The organism is Mesorhizobium sp. P2_D5 (genome assembly GCF_056404355.1).
The window spans coordinates 175,203-192,782 of record NZ_JBFUEE010000008.1 but is presented as its reverse complement, the minus strand read 5'-3'; the positions used below and the strand labels follow the sequence as shown (position 1 = coordinate 192,782).

At 64.3% G+C, this 17,580-nt stretch carries 19 protein-coding genes; 13 read left to right on the top strand and 6 right to left on the bottom strand.

Translation table 11 applies throughout. The features are described from left to right. Positions 1-94: 94 nt before the first annotated feature. Positions 95-652, bottom strand: a complete 558-nt coding sequence (locus AC1DYW_RS28660; protein WP_006328497.1) for an HNH endonuclease — start codon at positions 650-652, stop codon at positions 95-97. A 127-nt stretch (positions 653-779) separates the two neighbouring features. Then, complete coding sequence (locus tag AC1DYW_RS28655) at positions 780-1,421, bottom strand: DNA-3-methyladenine glycosylase family protein (protein WP_477228419.1); 642 nt, start codon at positions 1,419-1,421, stop codon at positions 780-782. Positions 1,422-1,493: 72 nt separating this feature from the next. Here AC1DYW_RS28655 and gluQRS point away from each other — a divergent pair, with 72 nt between their 5' ends. From gluQRS to AC1DYW_RS28640, 3 genes are all read left to right on the top strand, one after another. Next, on the top strand, positions 1,494-2,369 hold the full coding sequence (gene gluQRS, locus AC1DYW_RS28650; RefSeq protein ID WP_477228418.1) for a tRNA glutamyl-Q(34) synthetase GluQRS: 876 nt from the start codon (positions 1,494-1,496) through the stop codon (positions 2,367-2,369). 139 nt (positions 2,370-2,508) lie between these two features. Further along, positions 2,509-2,727: a hypothetical protein gene (locus AC1DYW_RS28645; protein WP_095084850.1), complete on the top strand. Its 219-nt coding sequence runs from the start codon at positions 2,509-2,511 to the stop codon at positions 2,725-2,727. A gap of 154 nt (positions 2,728-2,881) precedes the next feature. Further along, positions 2,882-3,796, top strand: coding sequence for a DMT family transporter (locus tag AC1DYW_RS28640; RefSeq protein WP_477228417.1), 915 nt, complete (start codon positions 2,882-2,884; stop codon positions 3,794-3,796). Here AC1DYW_RS28640 and AC1DYW_RS28635 read toward each other — a convergent pair. Further along, positions 3,766-4,617, bottom strand: a complete 852-nt coding sequence (locus AC1DYW_RS28635; protein WP_477228416.1) for a YihY/virulence factor BrkB family protein — start codon at positions 4,615-4,617, stop codon at positions 3,766-3,768. The two genes, AC1DYW_RS28640 and AC1DYW_RS28635, sit on opposite strands and share 31 nt — an antisense overlap. Positions 4,618-4,675: 58 nt before the next feature. On the opposite strand from AC1DYW_RS28635, the gene AC1DYW_RS28630 reads away from it, so the two are divergent. From AC1DYW_RS28630 to AC1DYW_RS28600, 7 genes are all read left to right on the top strand, one after another. Further along, on the top strand, positions 4,676-5,542 hold the full coding sequence (locus AC1DYW_RS28630) for an SDR family oxidoreductase (protein WP_477228415.1): 867 nt from the start codon (positions 4,676-4,678) through the stop codon (positions 5,540-5,542). A gap of 23 nt (positions 5,543-5,565) precedes the next feature. Then, positions 5,566-5,757: a twin transmembrane helix small protein gene (locus AC1DYW_RS28625; RefSeq protein WP_095084854.1), complete on the top strand. Its 192-nt coding sequence runs from the start codon at positions 5,566-5,568 to the stop codon at positions 5,755-5,757. Between the two features lie 18 nt (positions 5,758-5,775). Then, entirely contained in the window at positions 5,776-6,357 is a 582-nt protein-coding gene (locus tag AC1DYW_RS28620) for a cob(I)yrinic acid a,c-diamide adenosyltransferase (protein WP_477228414.1), read from the top strand. Positions 6,358-6,390: 33 nt separating this feature from the next. Next, entirely contained in the window at positions 6,391-7,191 is an 801-nt protein-coding gene (locus AC1DYW_RS28615; RefSeq protein WP_477228413.1) for a rhomboid family intramembrane serine protease, read from the top strand. Between the two features lie 180 nt (positions 7,192-7,371). Next, complete coding sequence (locus AC1DYW_RS28610; protein ID WP_095084857.1) at positions 7,372-8,121, top strand: electron transfer flavoprotein subunit beta/FixA family protein; 750 nt, start codon at positions 7,372-7,374, stop codon at positions 8,119-8,121. A gap of 23 nt (positions 8,122-8,144) precedes the next feature. Beyond that, complete coding sequence (locus tag AC1DYW_RS28605) at positions 8,145-9,074, top strand: electron transfer flavoprotein subunit alpha/FixB family protein (protein ID WP_477228412.1); 930 nt, start codon at positions 8,145-8,147, stop codon at positions 9,072-9,074. A 117-nt stretch (positions 9,075-9,191) separates the two neighbouring features. Continuing rightward, positions 9,192-10,070 (top strand): 3-hydroxybutyryl-CoA dehydrogenase, encoded by an 879-nt coding sequence (locus AC1DYW_RS28600; protein ID WP_095084859.1) that lies wholly within the window; start codon positions 9,192-9,194, stop codon positions 10,068-10,070. 27 nt (positions 10,071-10,097) lie between these two features. On the opposite strand, the gene AC1DYW_RS28595 is transcribed toward AC1DYW_RS28600, so the two are convergent. The 3 genes from AC1DYW_RS28595 to AC1DYW_RS28585 form a co-directional block, all read right to left on the bottom strand. Then, positions 10,098-12,077, bottom strand: a complete 1,980-nt coding sequence (locus AC1DYW_RS28595; protein ID WP_477228460.1) for a PAS domain S-box protein — start codon at positions 12,075-12,077, stop codon at positions 10,098-10,100. 256 nt (positions 12,078-12,333) lie between these two features. After that, on the bottom strand, positions 12,334-12,972 hold the full coding sequence (locus AC1DYW_RS28590; protein ID WP_477228411.1) for an NrsF family protein: 639 nt from the start codon (positions 12,970-12,972) through the stop codon (positions 12,334-12,336). Position 12,973: 1 nt separating this feature from the next. Beyond that, positions 12,974-13,525 carry a sigma-70 family RNA polymerase sigma factor gene (locus AC1DYW_RS28585; RefSeq protein WP_477228410.1) on the bottom strand — a complete coding sequence of 184 codons (552 nt, stop codon included), beginning with the start codon at positions 13,523-13,525 and terminating at the stop codon, positions 12,974-12,976. Between the two features lie 205 nt (positions 13,526-13,730). On the opposite strand from AC1DYW_RS28585, the gene AC1DYW_RS28580 reads away from it, so the two are divergent. From AC1DYW_RS28580 to AC1DYW_RS28570, 3 genes are all read left to right on the top strand, one after another. Continuing rightward, positions 13,731-14,738, top strand: a complete 1,008-nt coding sequence (locus AC1DYW_RS28580; protein WP_477228409.1) for an iron ABC transporter substrate-binding protein — start codon at positions 13,731-13,733, stop codon at positions 14,736-14,738. Between the two features lie 173 nt (positions 14,739-14,911). Next, positions 14,912-16,492 (top strand): ABC transporter permease, encoded by a 1,581-nt coding sequence (locus AC1DYW_RS28575; RefSeq protein WP_477228459.1) that lies wholly within the window; start codon positions 14,912-14,914, stop codon positions 16,490-16,492. Then, positions 16,489-17,571 (top strand): ABC transporter ATP-binding protein, encoded by a 1,083-nt coding sequence (locus AC1DYW_RS28570; RefSeq protein WP_477228408.1) that lies wholly within the window; start codon positions 16,489-16,491, stop codon positions 17,569-17,571. Before AC1DYW_RS28575 ends, AC1DYW_RS28570 begins: the two co-directional genes overlap by 4 nt. The last annotated feature ends 9 nt before the right edge of the window (positions 17,572-17,580 follow it).

The window sequence follows — 17,580 nt, the reverse complement described above, 5'->3', positions numbered from 1 at the left end:
TTCGAGAACCGGGGCGGAGCGTACTCAGGTACGTGAGAACCGGAAGCGCAGAAAGCCGCGTCAGGCGGCCAGCATGGCGGATTTGTGCCGAACTCTACGGTTCGAGTTCGACATCCCAGTACAGATAATCCATCCAGCTTTCATGCAGATGGTTGGGCGGGAACAGGCGGCCGTTGTTGTGCAAATCATGCACCGTCGGCTGGAAGGGTTTCTGCAGCGGCCACATCTTGGCATGCGCCGGCATCATGCCGCCCTTCCTGAGATTGCAGGGCGAACAGGCGGCAACGACATTCTCCCACGTCGTGGCGCCACCGCGGTGGCGGGGGATGACGTGATCGAAGGTCAGGTCCTCCGGCGTGCCGCAATACTGGCACTGGAAGCGGTCGCGCAGGAAGACGTTGAAGCGGGTGAAGGCCGGGTGCCTGGACGGCTTCACATAGGCCTTCAGGCTGACGACGCTCGGCAGCTTCATCGAGAAGGTCGGCGAGGAGACGGCGTGCTCGTATTCGGCGACGATGTTCACCCGGTCGAGGAACACCGCCTTGATGGCATCCTGCCAGGACCAGAGCGACAGAGGGTAATAGCTGAGCGGACGGTAATCCGCATTCAGCACCAGTGCTGGAAGCCCATCCGGAGATACGGCGACCGTCACGTGTTTACCTCCTTGGTTCTAGACCCGAACGGCGCGGATACTGTAAGCCTGACATGACAGGGATGTGAAGCGGATTGTCGCGTCGCTGAAGTGCCAAAAATGCGTGATTTTCATGCCTTTTTGCGGATTAGGCCGGCGGCGCGGCGTCCCGCCCTCTGGTTTCGCGATAATAGGACCAGAAAAGCCGCGATGCGACACCTCGCCACGGGCTCCATGATTCGGCCAGTGCGATCAGTGTTTTCTCCGGCGGACGCGGCTCGATGCCGAGCGCGTGACCGACCGCGCTCTGCAAGGCGACGTCGCGCGCCGGAAAAATATCAGGGTGGCCGGCCGCAAACAAAAGATACACTTCCGCCGTCCACGGGCCGATCCCGGACACCGCCGTCATCGTCGTGATCGCCTCCTGGGCGTCGAGCGAACAGAGGTGATGGAGGTCGAGCCCATCGGCCACCGCCTGGGCAATGGCGATCAGCCCGCGCTGCTTCGGCCGCGACAGGCCCGCCTCGCGAAACATGTCTTCGCCGGCGGCAAGTATCGCCTGCGGCGTCAGCGGATCGACGAGTTTGGTCAGCCGGCCGAAGATCGCATCGGCGCTGGCGCGGGACACTTGCTGCGAGACGATGATCGAGGCCAGGCTTCGGAACCCGGGCTCGGAAAGCCGCAGCGGCACCTCGCCGGCCATGCCGCGCACCTTTTCCAGGCGCGGGTCGATCAGGCAAAGCGCATCGAGCCCCCGGGCAATGTCGTCTGATGTGGCAATGCGCTGCATGTTTCTTGTTCCTTGACCCTCGACAGGGTAGCAATTGGCGAAGCGCCGCAAAACCTGATTGCCGCCGGACAAATGACACTCCTGACATTCCGCTTCGCCCCCAGCCCCAACGGCGACTTGCATCTCGGCCACGCCTATTCGGCGCTGCTCAATCAGAAATTGGCTGACGCCGCAGGCGGCCGCCTGCTGCTGCGCATCGAGGATATCGACACGACACGCTGCACGCCGCAATTCGAGGCCGGCGTGCTTGCCGATCTGAAGTGGCTGGGGCTTGGCTGGGAACAGCCGGTGCGCCGCCAGTCCGAGCACTTCGCGGAATACGAGACGACGCTTGACCGGCTGATTCGGGACGAACTCGTCTATCCCGCCTTCATGAGCCGTGGCGAGATCCGGGCATTCATCACCGACAGCGAACAGCGCGGACGCGACTGGCCTCGCGATCCAGATGGCGTGCCGCTGTACCCCGCCGCCGACAAGGCGCTGCCGGTGAAGGAGCGCAAGCGACGGATCGCCGAGAACGCGCCCTTCGCCTGGCGGCTGGATATCGATGCCGCCGTGGCGCGTGTCGGCAAGGACCTCGCATGGGCCGAATTCAGCGATGAGGCGCTCGTCGCGACACGCGCGATCAATGCCCGGCCGCAGGACTGGGGCGACGTAATCGTGGCGCGCCGCGACATCCCGACCAGCTATCACCTCGCCGTCGTCATGGACGATGCCCTGCAAGGCGTCAGCCATGTCGTGCGCGGACAGGACCTGTTTTCCGCCACCGGCGTGCAGCGCCTGCTGCAGGAACTCCTCGGACTGCCGCAGCCGGCCTATTTCCATCATCGCCTCATCCTCGGGCCGGATGGACGAAAGCTGTCCAAGAGCTTCGGCGACACCGGCCTTGCCGCCTTGCGCCATGCCGGCGCATCGCCGGACGACATCAGGCGGATGGTCGGCCTTTGAGCCTGGCGGGCCAGAGAAACCGCGTGGCGAATTCGGGTCATGTCGGTTTGAACTTTGCCCCGTCGTCAATTGCCATCAACCGCCCGTCGCGTGCCGGTCAAAACTTCTGTATGCTTGGCGCCAAGCGGTGGAGGCTTCCATGAAGCGACATCTGACTGACGAAGAAAAGGCGCGCGTTTGCGACAGGCTGACGGCAATCGAGGGCGCCAAGTACCCAGACCATATCGTTTCGGTCATGGTGGGCAACGAGACCGACGACAACGGCGATCCGGTATGGTCGGTGGTCAAGTCGTTTGACGACAGGGAAGCTGTCTATGGGCACAGCCCGCTTATCAAGTGGCCGGGGTGCAGCTGGTAACAAGAAATCGGTCGCCGAAATCTCAAACCGAGCCGAATTCGCCGTCGGTTGAATTCCAATGATGTATGGATCAATCGTTTCGTTTTGCGCGCCGGCTTGAACCGCATTAGAGCAGCGCCACGATCAACTCTCCCAGTGCGGCGGTCTCCCGAACATGCACAGCATCAAGCGGTTCATCCCCGCCACCTTCGTTGTCCTGTGGGCGACCGGCTTCATCGGCGCGCGCTACGCCATGCCGTGGGCCGAGCCGTTCACCTTTCTTGCCGGGCGTTTCGTGCTGGCTGCGATCCTGCTCGCCGTCCTGATGGTCGTGCTGGGTTCGAAGAGAGCCACCCGCACTGAAGCGCTGCACGCCACCGGCGCTGGCATCCTGATGCATGGCGTCTATCTCGGCGCCGTCTTCTGGGCCATCCACCGGGGCATGCCGGCCGGATTTTCGGCCCTCATCGTCGGCCTGCAGCCGCTGATCACGGCCGTGCTTGCCGGCAGGTTTCTCGGCGAGGCGATCCTGCCGCGTCATTGGGCCGGCCTTGGCATCGGCCTCATCGGCATCGTCATCGTGCTGTGGCCGAAGCTCGGCGCGCTCGGCGGCGGCGTGACGGCGGCGACGCTGACCGCCTCGCTGGTCTCGGTGCTCGGCATGAGTGCAGGTACGATCTGGCAGAAGCGTTTTGCCTCCGGCGGCGACCTCGTCGCGGCGACCATGTGGCAATATGTCGGCGGCGCCTCTTTGATGATCCTGGGTTCGCTCGCCTTCGAGACACGCACCGTCGTCATCAACGGCGAATTGATTTTCGCCATGGCCTGGCTGGTGCTGGTGCTGTCGCTCGGCGCCATCTTCCTGTTGATGGTGATGATCCGCGACGGCGAGATGTCGAAAGTGGCCTCGCTGTTCTACCTGGTGCCGGCGGTGACGGCCATCATCGCCTGGGCCCTGTTCGACGAGCAGCTCAACGCGCTGCAGATTGTCGGCATGGCGATCACGACATTTGGCGTCGGCCTGGCAACGGCTCGACAGGCCAAGCCTCAGCCTTTCAATCAACCGACTCGGGCGCGCGCCTCCAGATAGCGGCTGATCGCGGCATTGAGTTCGCCGCCGAGGATGAAGATTGCCGAGAGCATATAGAGGAAGACCACCGCGATCATGATCGAGGCGAGGCCGGCATAGGTCGTCACATAAGACGAGAAGTGATCGAGATAGGTGGCGAAGACGGTCGAACCGACGAGCCATGCCGCCAGCGTGAAGATGATGCCGGGTACGATCGAGATCAAGCGGCGCCTGCCCGCCGGCAGCCAGAAATGCACGGCAAACAATCCGCCGACAATGACCGCCGAGGCGATGACATACCGCCACAGCGTGATCGTGCCCATATAGGGCTTGATCCCTTCGATATGGGCTTCGGCGAGCCGTGCCAGCAGTGGCGCGAACACCAGGAGCACGCTGATCGCCAGGAAACCGGCCGTCGCGATCAGAACGAAGATGATGCTCTGCACCCGGCGGTAGATGATGCCGCGCGTTTCCGAGACGCGATAGGCGCGGTTGAGCGACGTGCGTAACGCCTCGATGCCGTTCGAGGCAAAGTAGGCGGCAAGCAGCACGCCGTAGGTCAACAGGTCGGTGCGTCTGACGGTCAGCACATTGAGCACCTCGCGCGCGATCGGCTTGGCGATCTGCTCGGGCCAGGTGTCGAAGACCAGATGCACGGCCGTGTCCGAGAACGCCTGCGCGCCGAGGAAGCTTGCCAGAGTCGTGGCGAAAATCAGGAACGGAAACAGCGCCATCAGCGAGGTGATGGCCAGATGGCTGGCCATTGCCCAGCCGTCATCGGTGTTGAAATGGCCGAGCGCGTCGTAGAGCACGCGGCGCAGGGCGACAATATTCCGCAGCAAGAACCCGCGCTCCCTTCGATTGTCTCGACGCCGCGAATATGGGAAGGGATTGCGGCAAATGGCAACCCTTGGCGAAACCACGAACAGTCAGGCGCAAGCGTTGCGCTCGATCATCGTTACCGGCGCCTCTTCGGGAATAGGCGCCTACTGCGCCCGCGCATTGAAGGCGGAAGGCTGGCGGGTGTTCGCGACGGCACGCAAGCCGCACGACATCGCCGCACTCGAAGCGGACGGCATCGAGGCCTTCTATCTCGACTACACTGAAGCCGCATCCATTGAAGCGCTGGTCGCATCGGTTCTGGATCGCACAGGCGGCCGGCTCGACGCCTTGTTCAACAACGGCGCCTACGCGCAAGCCGGCGCTGTCGAGGATCTGCCGGTGGCGGCGCTCAAGCAGCAATTCGAGGCGAATTTCTTCGGCTGGCACGACCTGACCCGGCGGCTGGTGCCGGTGATGCGACGCCAGGGCCATGGCCGCATCGTCCACTGCTCGTCGATCCTGGGCCTCGCGCCGGTGCGCTTTCGCGGCGCCTATTCGGCTTCGAAGCACGCGCTGGAGGGTCTGATGCTGTGCCTGCATCAGGAACTTAGGGGCAGCGGCATCCATGTCTCGCTGATCGAACCCGGGCCGGTAACGTCGAAAATCGCCAGCAATGCACTGCCATGGTTCCTGCAGAACATCGATCACGAGAATTCGGTCCACCGCCTCGACTATGAGGCGCAACTGGCAAGGTTGCGGGCCGGCGGCAGCCAATCGGCATTGAAGCCGGGGCCGGAAGTGGTACATGCGGCGCTGCGCCATGCGCTTCTGTCGCGGCGCCCGCGCCCGCACTATGTGGTAACTGTGTCGGCTAAGATCGGTGCGGCGCTCAAACGCATCCTGCCCGCATCGATACTCTACCGCTTCCTTGCCAAACGCGCCTGAACCAACCGAACTGGGAACACACCATGGCAACCGTCTTCAACATCCTCGCCATTCTGGTCATGGTCGCCGTGGTGATCGTGCTCGTTCGCGGTCTCATCAACATGATGCGTGGCGGGTCCGGCGTCACCTCGAACAAGCTGATGCAGGCGCGTGTTCTGCTGCAGGCCGTGGCGCTGGCGCTGATCCTGCTGGCGGTGTATTTCACCCGCAAGTGAGGCCGTTCGGGAGGTGATGTGGTCAAGCTAAACAAGATCTACACCCGCACCGGCGATGATGGCACCACCGGCCTCGGCACCGGCGAACGGCGGCTGAAATCGGACCTGCGGGTGGACGCCTACGGCACGGTCGACGAAGCCAATGCCTGCATCGGCATCGCCCGGGTCCACACGGCAGTCACCCACCCGGTGATCGACGCCATGCTTTCCCGCATCCAGAACGATCTCTTCGACCTCGGCGCCGATCTCGCCGTGCCCGATGACGGCAAGCCGCTCGGCTATGAGCCGCTGCGCATCATTGCCACGCAGACCGACCGGGTCGAAAAGGATATCGACCTGCTCAACAAGCATCTTCAGCCGCTCAGATCCTTCGTGCTGAACGGCGGCACGCCGGCCGCCGCCGCCCTGCATCTCGCCCGCACCGTGGCGCGGCGGGCCGAACGGCTGATGGTGGCCCTGGCCCAGGACCCCCGCGAGCACGTCAACCCCGACGGGCTGAAATACATCAACCGCGTCTCGGATTTCCTGTTTGTCGCCGCCCGGGCGGTCAATGACAATGGAAATGCCGACGTGCTATGGGTTCCCGGCAAGAACCGCTGAACTGTCCGAAAGCGCGAGGGGGCCAGGGGACCGATGTTCATCCCGCTTTACGACACCAACAGGCTGCGGCACATCCGCCTGCAATATGTGACGATCGGGTTGATCGTGGTCAACGCCCTGGTCTACTTCGCCACCGCGCTCGGCGGCGAGAATTTCTCCAATGCCGCCGTGCTCGGCCTCGGCTTCATCCCGGCCGTCGTCCATGACACCGCTGAGCTCGATCCTCGCTTTGTCGTCGTCCCCGAAAGCCTGAGCTACCTCACCTATTCCTTCCTGCATGCCGACATCTTCCACCTCGGTGGCAACATGTTGTTCCTGTGGGTGTTCGGCGACAATGTCGAGGACGCCCTCGGCCACGTCCGCTACCTCATCTTCTATCTGTTGTGCGCGATCGCCGGAGCCGCCTTCCAGGGCCTCATCGCCTGGGATTCGCAGGTGCCGCTGATCGGTGCGTCCGGCGCCATCGCCGGCGTGGTTGTCGCCTATCTGATCCTTTATCCGCGCGTGAAGGTGTGGGTGCTGGCCTTTGCCCGCATCCCGCTGCGCATTCCGGCCTTCATCCCGCTGGTCCTGTGGGTGGCGTTCCAGGTGGTGATGTTTGCCGCAGGCGGCGAGGACCGGATTTCATGGGCCTGCCACATCGGCGGCATCATCGCCGGCGCCATTCTGGTGCTTGTCTTGCGCAGCCGCGGCGTGCCGCTGTTTGCCGGCCCCGACGAGGATGTCCCTGTCGCTCCCGCCGACCAGCCTGCCGTCGCCGCCGAACCGGTGACCCCCGACCCGCCTGCCGCGACGCCGCGCTGGGGGCGAGGAAACGCTTCCGGCTCGGATTGAACCGATTTGAGCGCCTTGCGGCGTATTGACGTGCAGGGTTACCGCAACTACGGAAACGTCTCCGTCGCAGCCTAAGGCGGTCAAAGACCAGAATTTCCATCCGGAATGTCGGCTTTCGACAACTCAGAAAGGGCGCAGGCTGTTATAGCGCGCCTAATTATCTTGAAGAGGTGACAGGCAATGAAGATCCTTGTGCCCGTAAAGCGGGTTGTGGATGCGAACGTCAAGGTTCGCGTGAAGGCTGATGGTTCAGCGGTGGAACTCGCCAACGTCAAGATGGCGATGAACCCGTTCGACGAGATCGCGGTTGAAGAGGCGATCCGGCTGAAGGAGGCCGGCAAGGCCGAAGAGATCATCGTTGTTTCGATCGGTCCGCAGCAGGCGCAGGAAACCTTGCGCACCGCGCTTGCCATGGGTGCCGACCGCGCCATCCTGGTCAAGACCGACGAACAGACCGAGCCGCTCGGCGTCGCCAAGGTGCTGAAGGGCGTCGTCGACGCCGAGCAGCCCGGCCTCGTCATCCTCGGCAAGCAGGCGATCGACGACGATTCCAACCAGACCGGCCAGATGCTGGCGGCCCTGCTTGGCTGGGCGCAGGGCACCTTCGCCTCCAAGGTGGTGATCGACGGCGACAAGGCCAAGGTGACGCGCGAGGTCGATGGCGGCCTGCAGACGGTGGAGCTGAAGATGCCGGCGATCGTGACCGCCGACCTTCGCCTCAACCAGCCGCGCTATGCCTCGCTGCCCAACATCATGAAGGCCAAGAAGAAGCAGCTCGACGAGAAGAGCCCGGCCGACTACGGCGCCGACGTCAAGCCACGGCTGAAGGTCATCAAGACCGAGGAGCCGAGCGGCCGCAAGGCAGGCGTCAAGGTCAAGAGCGTCGCCGAACTGGTCGACAAGCTCAAGAACGAAGCCGGCGTTTTGTAAGCGATCGGGAAAGGAACACGAAAATGGCTATTCTTCTGATTGCTGAACACGACAACGCCACCCTTTCCGACCAGACCGCCAAGGCGCTCTCCGCAGCCCTGCAGATCGGTTCGGACGTGCATGTGCTGGTTGCCGGCAAGGGCGCCAAGGGTGCAGCCGACGCCGCAGCTAGGCTGAAGGGCGTGAGCAAGGTGCTGCTGGCCGAGGCCGAAGAGCTTGCCGAGCGCCTCGCCGAACCGACCGCAGCACTCGTTGTGTCGCTCGCGGGCGGTTACGACACCATCATCGCGCCGGCGACCTCGTCGGGCAAGAATGTCGCGCCGCGCGTGGCGGCCCTGCTCGATGTCGCGCAGGTTTCCGAGATCATCGAAGTCGTCTCGCCCGATACGTTCAAGCGGCCGATCTACGCCGGCAACGCCATCCAGACGGTGCAGTCGACCGACGCCAAGAAGGTTATCACTGTCCGCACCGCCTCCTTCCAGGCAGCCCCCGAGGGCGGATCGGCCGCGGTCGAGACCGTCAAGGCGGCAGCCAATCCCGGCCTCTCCACCTTCGTCGAGAACAAGCTCTCGGAGACCGACCGCCCGGAACTGACTTCGGCCAAGATCATCATCTCGGGTGGTCGCGCGCTGGGCTCCTCGGAGAAGTTCCAGGAAGTCATCCTGCCGGTCGCCGACAAGCTTGGTGCCGCCGTCGGCGCTTCGCGCGCCGCGGTGGATGCCGGCTATGCGCCGAACGACTGGCAGGTCGGCCAGACCGGCAAGGTCGTCGCCCCCGATCTCTACATCGCGGTGGGCATTTCCGGCGCCATCCAGCACCTCGCCGGCATGAAGGATTCGAAGGTCATCGTCGCCATCAACAAGGACGAGGAGGCGCCGATTTTCCAGGTCGCCGACTACGGCCTCGTCGGCGACCTCTTCGTCATCCTGCCGGAACTGCAAAAGGCGCTTTGACGCTCTCTGCCAAAGCGTATTAAATAGTGAAGGGTGGGGTAGACGAAGTCGCCCCGCCCTTTTAGTTTGCACCGCACAAAAAGCAGGCCGCAAAGGCCTTTTGACGGGATCGGTGTAATGAGCAAGATCGAGACGATCGGCATCATCGGCGCGGGCCAGATGGGCGGCGGCATCGCCCATGTCTCCGCGCTTTCGGGCTACAAGGTGCTGATCTACGACATATCGCCCGACCGTATCGAGAAGGGCATCGCCACCATCAGCGGCAACATGGCCCGCCAGGTAGGGTCAGGCAAGCTCGACGAGAAGGTGCGCAACGAGGCGATGGCGCGTATAGCCTCCGCCCCGGCGATGGCCGATCTTGCCGGCGCCGATCTGGTGATCGAGGCAGCGACCGAGGACGAGACGGTCAAGCGCAAGATCTATGCGCAGCTCTGTCCGCAGCTCAATCCCGAAGCCATCCTGGCGACCAACACCTCGTCGATCTCGATCACGCGGCTTGCCGCGCAGACCGACCGGCCGGAGCGATTCATCGGCATCCATTTCATGAACCCGGTGCCGCTGATGAAGCTGGTCGAACTGGTGCGCGGCATCGCCACCGAGGACCAGACCTTCGAGGCGGCGAAGACCTATGTGAAGCAGCTCGACAAGACGATCACGGTCTCGGAGGATTTCCCGGCCTTTATCGTCAACCGCATCCTGCTGCCGATGATCAACGAGGCGATCTACACGCTCTATGAGGGTGTCGGCTCGGTCGACGCCATCGACACCGCCATGCGGCTCGGCGCCAACCACCCAATGGGCCCGCTGCAGCTGGCCGATTTCATCGGGCTGGATACCTGCCTGTCGATCATGCAGGTGCTGCACGACGGCCTGTCGGATTCGAAATACCGCCCCTGCCCGCTGCTGGTCAAATACGTCGAGGCCGGCTGGCTCGGCCGCAAGACCGGACGCGGTTTCTACGACTATCGCGGCGAGCATCCCGTTCCGACGCGCTAATCAGGTCTGGGGGCTGATAGGCCGAGATCAGGAGGCCGCGGCAAGCGGCTCGGGCGGTTCCATCCTGTCGTCCATGACCTCGCCGTCCGGCGCCACGCAAACGCAGCCGCGGCCGGCCGCCTTGGCCGCATAGCAAGCGGCGTCGGCCCTGGCGATGATCTCGTCGACTTCGCCGCAACTGGCGCCGATCGCAGCCAGGCCGATGCTGGCGCCGATCACGTGAGGACGGCCATCCCAGGCGAAGTCCAGGCCGCGTATCGCATCGATGATAGATCGCGCCGCGATCTTGGCGCCGGCAGCCGAACCCGATTTCAGGACGACCGCGAATTCGTCGCCGCCCAGGCGCGCGACCATGTCTTCGGGACCAAGCACACCGCGAACCGCCTCGGCAACCCGCTTGAGCAAGGCATCGCCGGCTGCATGGCCGCCCGTGTCGTTGACCAGTTTGAAGTGGTCGAGGTCAATGAACATGAACTGATATCCGCTGCCTGTGCCCGAGATGCCGCCCTTGCGCGCCTGATCGACCAGGTCCTCCATGGCGCGGATGAAGCTCGAGCGATTGGCAAGGCCGGTCAGGGCATCATGCGCGGCCGCGTGGGCGAGCTGGCGCTGCAGCGCGCGCGCGTCGGTGAAGTCCTGGAAGACGATGACCAGTCCGCAGAATTCGTTTCGCTCGTTGATGATCGGCGACACCACCTGGCGGATGCTGCAGCGCGTATCGTCGCGCCGGATCAGGACGGCGCGGCTGTTCTGGTCGGCGGGCGCCTGGCCGCCGATGGTCGGCCGGGTGACGCCGATCCGGTGCCCCGTCTCCTCATCGACCGCCCAGTAGACATGGCCAAGCATCTTGCCGAGGGCCTCGCCACCGGCAACCCCGGTCAGCTTTTCGGCGACCGGGTTCATGAAGGTGACGCGGTTTGCGGCATCGGTGCAGATGACGGCATCGCCGATCGACTGCAGCGTCACCCTCAGCCGCTCCTTCTCATCGGCCAGCATCGCCGCCGATACGGTGAGGCGTGCTTCCGCCTCCTTGCGCTGGGTAATGTCGGTCAGGCTGCCGATGGCCCTGACCAGCCGCCCCTCCTCGTCACGCTCGATGGCCTTGCCGCGGTCGAGTATCCATATCCAGTGGCCATCCCTGTGGCGCATCCTGAATTCGGCTTCGAAGTAGGGTGTCTTGCCGTCGAGATGGGCGCGATCCGCCTCGGCGACGGTCTCGCGATCGTCGGGATGGATCATCGTCAGCCAGCAGTTGGGATCACCGTCGAGCTCGCCTTCGTCAAAGCCCAGCATCTTGCCCCAGGTCTCGGAGTACGTCGTCCCGCCCTTGCGCATGTCGAGATCCCAGACGCCTTGGCCGGCACCGGCAAGCGCGAAATTCCAGCGCGTTTCGGCTTCGGCAATGCGCGCCTCGGCCTGCTTGCGGGCGTCGATGTCCTCGATCTGCGAGACGAGATAGAGCGGACGGCCGCTCCTTTCGTCACGGATGACGGAGCCGGCAAGATGCGCCCAGACAGGTTTGCCATCCTTCCTGAGATAGCGTTTCTCGAAGTGGAAGGAATTGACCGTGCCCGCTTTCAGACCGGCCATCGTGTCCCGGCCGATCTGGATATCGTCGGGATGCGTGATCTGGAAGAAGGTCAGCGCCTCGATCTCCGCGCGGCTGTAGCCAAGCATGGCGGCGAAGGCCGGATTGGTCTGGAGAATGCGCCCGTCGAGGCCGACAACGGCGATACCGATCGCCGAATCCTCCATGGCGCGGCGGAAGCGCTGCTCGCTCTCCGCTATCTGCCCGCGATCCTCGCTGATCCGGCGGATGCACAGGGCGGCAAGGAAAAGCGCACCCGCCGCCACCGCCACCGAAACCTGCATGCAGAGCTTCAGCGCCTCGGTGCCGGGATCCAGTCGCGACAGCAGGATCGAGGCCGCCACGACGCAGAGGCCGGCCACGAGCACCGCCAACCCTGCGTGCCCAAAAGGTCTTCGGCCAGTCAATCCTCGCCCCATCACGATACGTGCCACCCCCGTGCGCAAACGCATGTTGTTGCGCCGACCTTGGCGGATCGATTTTAAGGAATGGTTGCGCCCGGCATGCCGGCGCGTTCGGTACGCGACAAACAATTGCCGGCATGATTAAGGATCGGTGTGCATGGGGCGCGACTGAGCAATTCCAGGAAAAGTGTGAGACGCTTTTCCGTCCGGAATTGCGTCAAACAAAAAGAGGGAGCGGTTCGGCGTTTCCGTGAACTGCTCCGGCGCCGCACTACCAGCGCACGAAAAAACGCCCGCCGAGCGCGCCAAGCAGCGCGAGGAACGCAATCGCTATCGTGTACCAGGTGGCGACGAAAAGCGGCGAATCGTCGAAGCAGTGAGCGGCGTAGAAGGTTGCCGCCAGCCCGCCCGCAAGCAGGCCCGCGACTGCACCGGCAAGCACCGGCCGTGTCGGCGCGCCGTAGCGCAGCATCCACAGGAAGATGGCAAGCGGGCCAATGCCGATCAGCGGAATGAAGCCCATGCAGATCATCATGTTGGAGCCGACCATCCTTGTGCCCCAGTCGGCCTCGGGCACGGCAAGCAGCTCAAGAACCACGGCCAAGGCTACCAACAGCGGCGCGGCGATCATCCCGGCCATTGCCCTGCTGGTCGGCGCACCGGGTGTCGACAAGGCGCGGATCAGGGCAAAGGCGCTGACGGCAAGCACGATTGTAAAGACGAATTTGGAGAGAAAGCGCATGGTGTGCGCGGCGGCCATGAAGTCGGGGCGCGGGCCGATCGTCAGGAGGAAAACGATAGCCGCGATGACTGCTGCCGCACCGGCGGCCATCCACCAGGCCGATTGCAGCGGCATCGCCTTGCTGCGGGCATCGGCGTCCAGCGCTTTGATGAGATCGTCCGTCCTCATGTCATTCCCGCCCGAATCGCCCCTGCCCGAATCGCTTGGCTATCGCGGCAAGTCCCCGATGCAGCGACACGCGTACCGCCGTCTCGCTGATGCCGAACTTGGCCGCCGTCTCGCCGATTGACCGCCCCTCCACCGACACCGCCGAAACCACGGAGCGCTGTGCCGGCGACAGGCCGTCCAATGCCCGGTTGATATCGCGTTCGCTGACGCTCTCCTGTTCCGGTTCGGCGAAGGTCTCGGCGATATCGTCGACATCGATCTCGATGCGTCGTCCGCGCCGCCGGAACGCGTCGATCAGCTTGAAGCGGGCGATCGCATAGACCCACGGCAACACCGGCGCATCCTGGCGCCAGGTATGTCGTTTCACATGAATGGCCAGCAAGGTTTCCTGCACGACATCCTCGGGATCGACCCCGCCCTGCACGATCTTGCGCCTGACAAAACCGCGAACCAGCGCGGCAGTCCGGCGCAGAAAGTCGGCGTAGGCCTTTTCATCTCCCGCGATCGCGGCCCGCATCAGCCGGGAAAGCTCGGCCTCATCCTTGCCGGTCACAAGAGTTACTCCCCGATTTTCGCGTCTCGGCGGTGATTTGTTACGTGGCCGGCGAAATAATGTCCAAGCCAAATTACCGGCAAATCACGAAAGTTTGCGCCTCGGCGTTCGATCAAAATCGGCAAGTCAATGTTGACTATCCCTGTCAGGTATTTATAGGTGCAGCCGTCACAGACGCAAGACTCCGAAATCCGAGGACAATGCCATGAAGTATGCTCTTTCCACCCTCGTCGGCGCCGCCGCGCTGGCAATCAACCTGATCGCCGGACCAGCGATGGCGGAAGATGATGGCATCATTGTCTACAACGCCCAGCACGAGAACCTGACCAAGGCGTGGGCCGAAGGCTTCACAAAGGAAACCGGCATCAAGGTCACAGTCCGCAATGGCGGCGACAGCGACTTCTCCAACCAGATCGTCGCCGAAGGCACGGCCTCGCCGGCCGACGTGTTCCTGACCGAAAACTCGCCGGCCATGGCGCTGGTCGAAAGTGCCGGCCTGTTCGCGCCGGTCGACGCCGACACGCTGGCCCAGGTTCCCAACGACTATCAGGCGGCCAGCGGCAAATGGGTCGGCGTCGCGGCACGCAGCACCGTCTTTGCCTACAACAAGACCAAGCTGACGGCCGACCAGCTGCCCAAGTCGATGCTTGATCTCGCCGATCCGAGCTGGAAGGGCCGCTGGGCCGCCTCGCCGTCGGGCGCCGATTTCCAGGCCATCGTCAGTGCGCTGCTGCAGCTCAAGGGCGAAGCCGCCACGGCGGACTGGCTGAAGGCGATGAAGACGAATTTCACCGCCTACAAGGGCAACAGCACGGTGATGAAGGCGGTCAATGCCGGTGAGATCGAAGGCGGCGTGATCTACCACTATTACTATTTCGGCGATCAGGCCAAGACCGGCGAAAACAGCAAGAATGTCGAACTCCATTATTTCAAGAACCAGGATCCGGGCGCTTTCGTTTCGATCTCCGGCGGCGGCGTGCTGGCCTCGAGCAAGCATCCGAAGGACGCCCAGGCGTTCCTGAAGTGGGTGACAGGCAAGGGCGGCCAGGAGATCCTGAAGACTGGTGATTCCTTCGAATACGCTGTCGGCAAGGGTGCAGAGTCCAACCCGAAGCTGGTGCCGCTGGCCGATCTGCAGGCACCCAAGGTCGATGCCACGACGCTGAACTCCAAGAAGGTCACCGACCTGATGACGGCAGCCGGCTTGCTTTAGTTGCCATTCCTCCTAAAAGGACACCGACCACGCTCCCGCGGGAATTCACTTTCCGCGGGAGTGATTTTGTTTTTCGAGATGGCATTCGTCGATGACGACACGCTGTGTTCCCGACCGCAATTGCGGTCCTTCAACTGCTGCCGCTGGACGGCACCGGCACGGCGTCTGACCTGATGCAGTCTGCGGTCGATCTCGCGCGCTCGGGCCTGCCTGCGGGCACAGGCCGTAGGGCTCGGCGACGCGCGGCACCCTGGCTGGTCATCGCCGCCCTCTTCGTTTCGCTGCTGGCGCTGCTGCCGCTGGCCTTCATCATCTGGATCGCGGTGCAGACCGGCTGGGAAACCGTCTCGGCGCTGGTCTTCCGGCCGCGTGTCGGCGAACTTCTGGTCAACACGGTCCTGCTGGTCTTGCTGGCCGTGCCGATCGCTGTCGTGTTGTCGGTGGCGCTGGCCTGGCTGACCGAGCGCAGCGACCTGCCTGGCGCCCGGCTCTGGGCCTGGCTGTGCGTGGCGCCGCTCGCCATTCCGGCTTTTGTGCACAGCTACGCCTGGATCACCATGGTGCCCAGGCTGCACGGCCTGGGAGCCGGCGTGCTGGTTTCCGTCATCGCCTATTTCCCGTTCCTCTATCTGCCGGTGTCGGCGGCATTGCGCCGTCTCGATCCCGCCCTCGAGGACGCCGCGGCAGCGCTCGGCCTTGGGCCATGGCGCGTATTCTGGCGCGTCGTGCTGCCGCAACTCAGGCTTGCCATCTGCGGCGGCTCGCTGCTGGTCGGGTTGCATCTGCTGGCCGAGTACGGGCTCTATGTCTTCATCCGCTTCGACACCTTCACCACGGCGATCGTCGACCAGTTCCAGTCGACCTTCAACGGACCGGCGGCCAACATGCTGGCCGGCGTGCTGGTGAGCTGCTGTTTCGTGCTTCTGGGCCTCGAAGTGCTGGTGCGCGGCGAAGAGCGCTATGCGCGTGTTGGCGCCGGCGCCGCACGACACCAGCAGCGCGCGCCTCTCGGCCGCGCCACCATCCCGTGCCTGGCCTTGCTTGTCGCCACCACGCTGCTGGCGCTTGGCGTGCCTTTCGTCACCATCGGCGGCTGGCTTGCCGCCGGCGGCACCGCTGTATGGCGCTTCGACGAGATCGGGCTGGCGCTCGGCCAGACGCTGTTCCTGGCGCTCGCCGGCGCTTTGCTCGCCACTGTCGCCGCCATGCCGATGGCCTGGATCTCGATCCGCGCGCCCGGGCCATTGCAGCGCCTGCTGGAGGGCTGCAACTACATCGTCGGCTCGTTGCCCGGGGTCGTCATCGCGCTGGCGCTGGTCACCATAACGGTGCGCATCGCCATGCCCCTCTACCAGACACTGTTCACCATCCTGGTGGCCTACGCGCTGATGTTCCTGCCGCGCGCGCTGGTCAGCCTGCGCGCGTCGATCGCGCAGGCGCCGGTCGAACTCGAGCGCGCCGCTTCCAGTCTCGGCCGACCGCCGCTGCAGGCGCTGTGGTCGACGACGATCCGCCTGTCGGCGCCAGGTGCCGCGGCCGGCATGGCGCTGGTGGCGCTGGGCATCATGAACGAACTGACCGCCACCCAGATGCTGGCGCCGAACGGCACCCGCACGCTGGCGATGGCGTTCTGGTCCTACAGCGGCGAGATTGATTATGCCTCGGCCGCCCCTTACGCCTTCATCATGGTGGCGATGTCGCTCCCCTTGACCTGGCTGCTCTATGTCCAGTCGAAACGGATGGCCGGACGATGAGCTTTCTCGAAATCAGCGGCCTGCACAAGCATTACGGCCCGGTGGCGGCACTTGCCGGCGTCGACCTGAGCGTCGTCAGCGGCAGCCGCACGGCGATCGTCGGCCCATCCGGTTGCGGCAAGACGACCTTGCTGCGGCTGATCGCCGGCTTCGAGGCGCCGGACCAGGGTCGCATCACGCTCGATGGCGAGGTGCTGGCCAAGGACGGCAGCGCGGTGCCGGCGCATCGTCGAGGCATCGGCGTGGTGGCGCAGGACGGCGCGCTGTTCCCCCACCTGACCATTGGCGACAATATTGGTTTCGGCATGGGTCGCGGCGAGGACAAGCGCGCCGAGCGCATCGCCGAACTCGCCTACATTGTCGGCCTCGACAAGGCGATCCTCAAACGCCGCCCCCATCAACTCTCCGGCGGCCAACAGCAGCGCGTGGCGCTGGCCCGCGCCATGGCGATGAAGCCACGGCTGATGCTTCTCGACGAGCCGTTCTCGGCCCTGGATACCGGCCTGCGCGCCTCCATGCGCAAGGCCGTCGCCGAACTCCTGGAGGCAGCCGGCATCACCACCATCCTGGTGACGCACGACCAGGCCGAGGCGCTGTCCTTCGCCAGCCAGGTGGCGGTGATGCGCGACGGCAAGTTCTCGCAGGTCGGTACGCCGCGCGAGCTCTACCTCAAGCCGAAGGACAGGATGATCGCCGAGTTCCTCGGCGACGCCATCATCCTGCCGGCCAAGATATCGGGCGGCTTCGCCAATTCTCCGCTCGGGCGCATCGCCGTCGATACGTCGGACAGCCGCGATGTTGTCCGCATCATGCTGCGGCCGGAGCAGATTGCCTTGAAGCGCACATCGCGCGAGGGCATGTCGGGCACCCCTGACATGCTGTTCGGCGAAGTGACGGAATCCGAATTCGCCGGCTCGATGTGCACGGTCGCGGTACGGCTTCTGAACAGCGCCGATCCGCCCGACGCCGCCGCGATCGGCAACACGCCGCTGATCCTGCGCAAATCGGGCATGGACGCGCCGGCGGTCGGCGAGATCGTCCGGCTGACCGTATCGGGAACGGCGCACGTGTTCGCCTGAACGGTCGAA

Coding starts and splice junctions, on each gene's coding strand:
- AC1DYW_RS28610 (WP_095084857.1), top strand. CDS start 7,372: ATGAAGATCCTTGTGCCCGTAAAGCGGGTTGTGGATGCGAACGTCAAG.
- AC1DYW_RS28655 (WP_477228419.1), bottom strand. CDS start 1,421: ATGCAGCGCATTGCCACATCAGACGACATTGCCCGGGGGCTCGATGCG.
- gluQRS (WP_477228418.1), top strand. CDS start 1,494: ATGACACTCCTGACATTCCGCTTCGCCCCCAGCCCCAACGGCGACTTG.
- AC1DYW_RS28575 (WP_477228459.1), top strand. CDS start 14,912: ATGCAGTCTGCGGTCGATCTCGCGCGCTCGGGCCTGCCTGCGGGCACA.
- AC1DYW_RS28605 (WP_477228412.1), top strand. CDS start 8,145: ATGGCTATTCTTCTGATTGCTGAACACGACAACGCCACCCTTTCCGAC.
- AC1DYW_RS28640 (WP_477228417.1), top strand. CDS start 2,882: ATGCACAGCATCAAGCGGTTCATCCCCGCCACCTTCGTTGTCCTGTGG.
- AC1DYW_RS28580 (WP_477228409.1), top strand. CDS start 13,731: ATGAAGTATGCTCTTTCCACCCTCGTCGGCGCCGCCGCGCTGGCAATC.
- AC1DYW_RS28600 (WP_095084859.1), top strand. CDS start 9,192: ATGAGCAAGATCGAGACGATCGGCATCATCGGCGCGGGCCAGATGGGC.
- AC1DYW_RS28630 (WP_477228415.1), top strand. CDS start 4,676: ATGGCAACCCTTGGCGAAACCACGAACAGTCAGGCGCAAGCGTTGCGC.
- AC1DYW_RS28570 (WP_477228408.1), top strand. CDS start 16,489: ATGAGCTTTCTCGAAATCAGCGGCCTGCACAAGCATTACGGCCCGGTG.
- AC1DYW_RS28645 (WP_095084850.1), top strand. CDS start 2,509: ATGAAGCGACATCTGACTGACGAAGAAAAGGCGCGCGTTTGCGACAGG.
- AC1DYW_RS28590 (WP_477228411.1), bottom strand. CDS start 12,972: ATGAGGACGGACGATCTCATCAAAGCGCTGGACGCCGATGCCCGCAGC.
- AC1DYW_RS28625 (WP_095084854.1), top strand. CDS start 5,566: ATGGCAACCGTCTTCAACATCCTCGCCATTCTGGTCATGGTCGCCGTG.
- AC1DYW_RS28595 (WP_477228460.1), bottom strand. CDS start 12,077: ATGGGGCGAGGATTGACTGGCCGAAGACCTTTTGGGCACGCAGGGTTG.
- AC1DYW_RS28615 (WP_477228413.1), top strand. CDS start 6,391: ATGTTCATCCCGCTTTACGACACCAACAGGCTGCGGCACATCCGCCTG.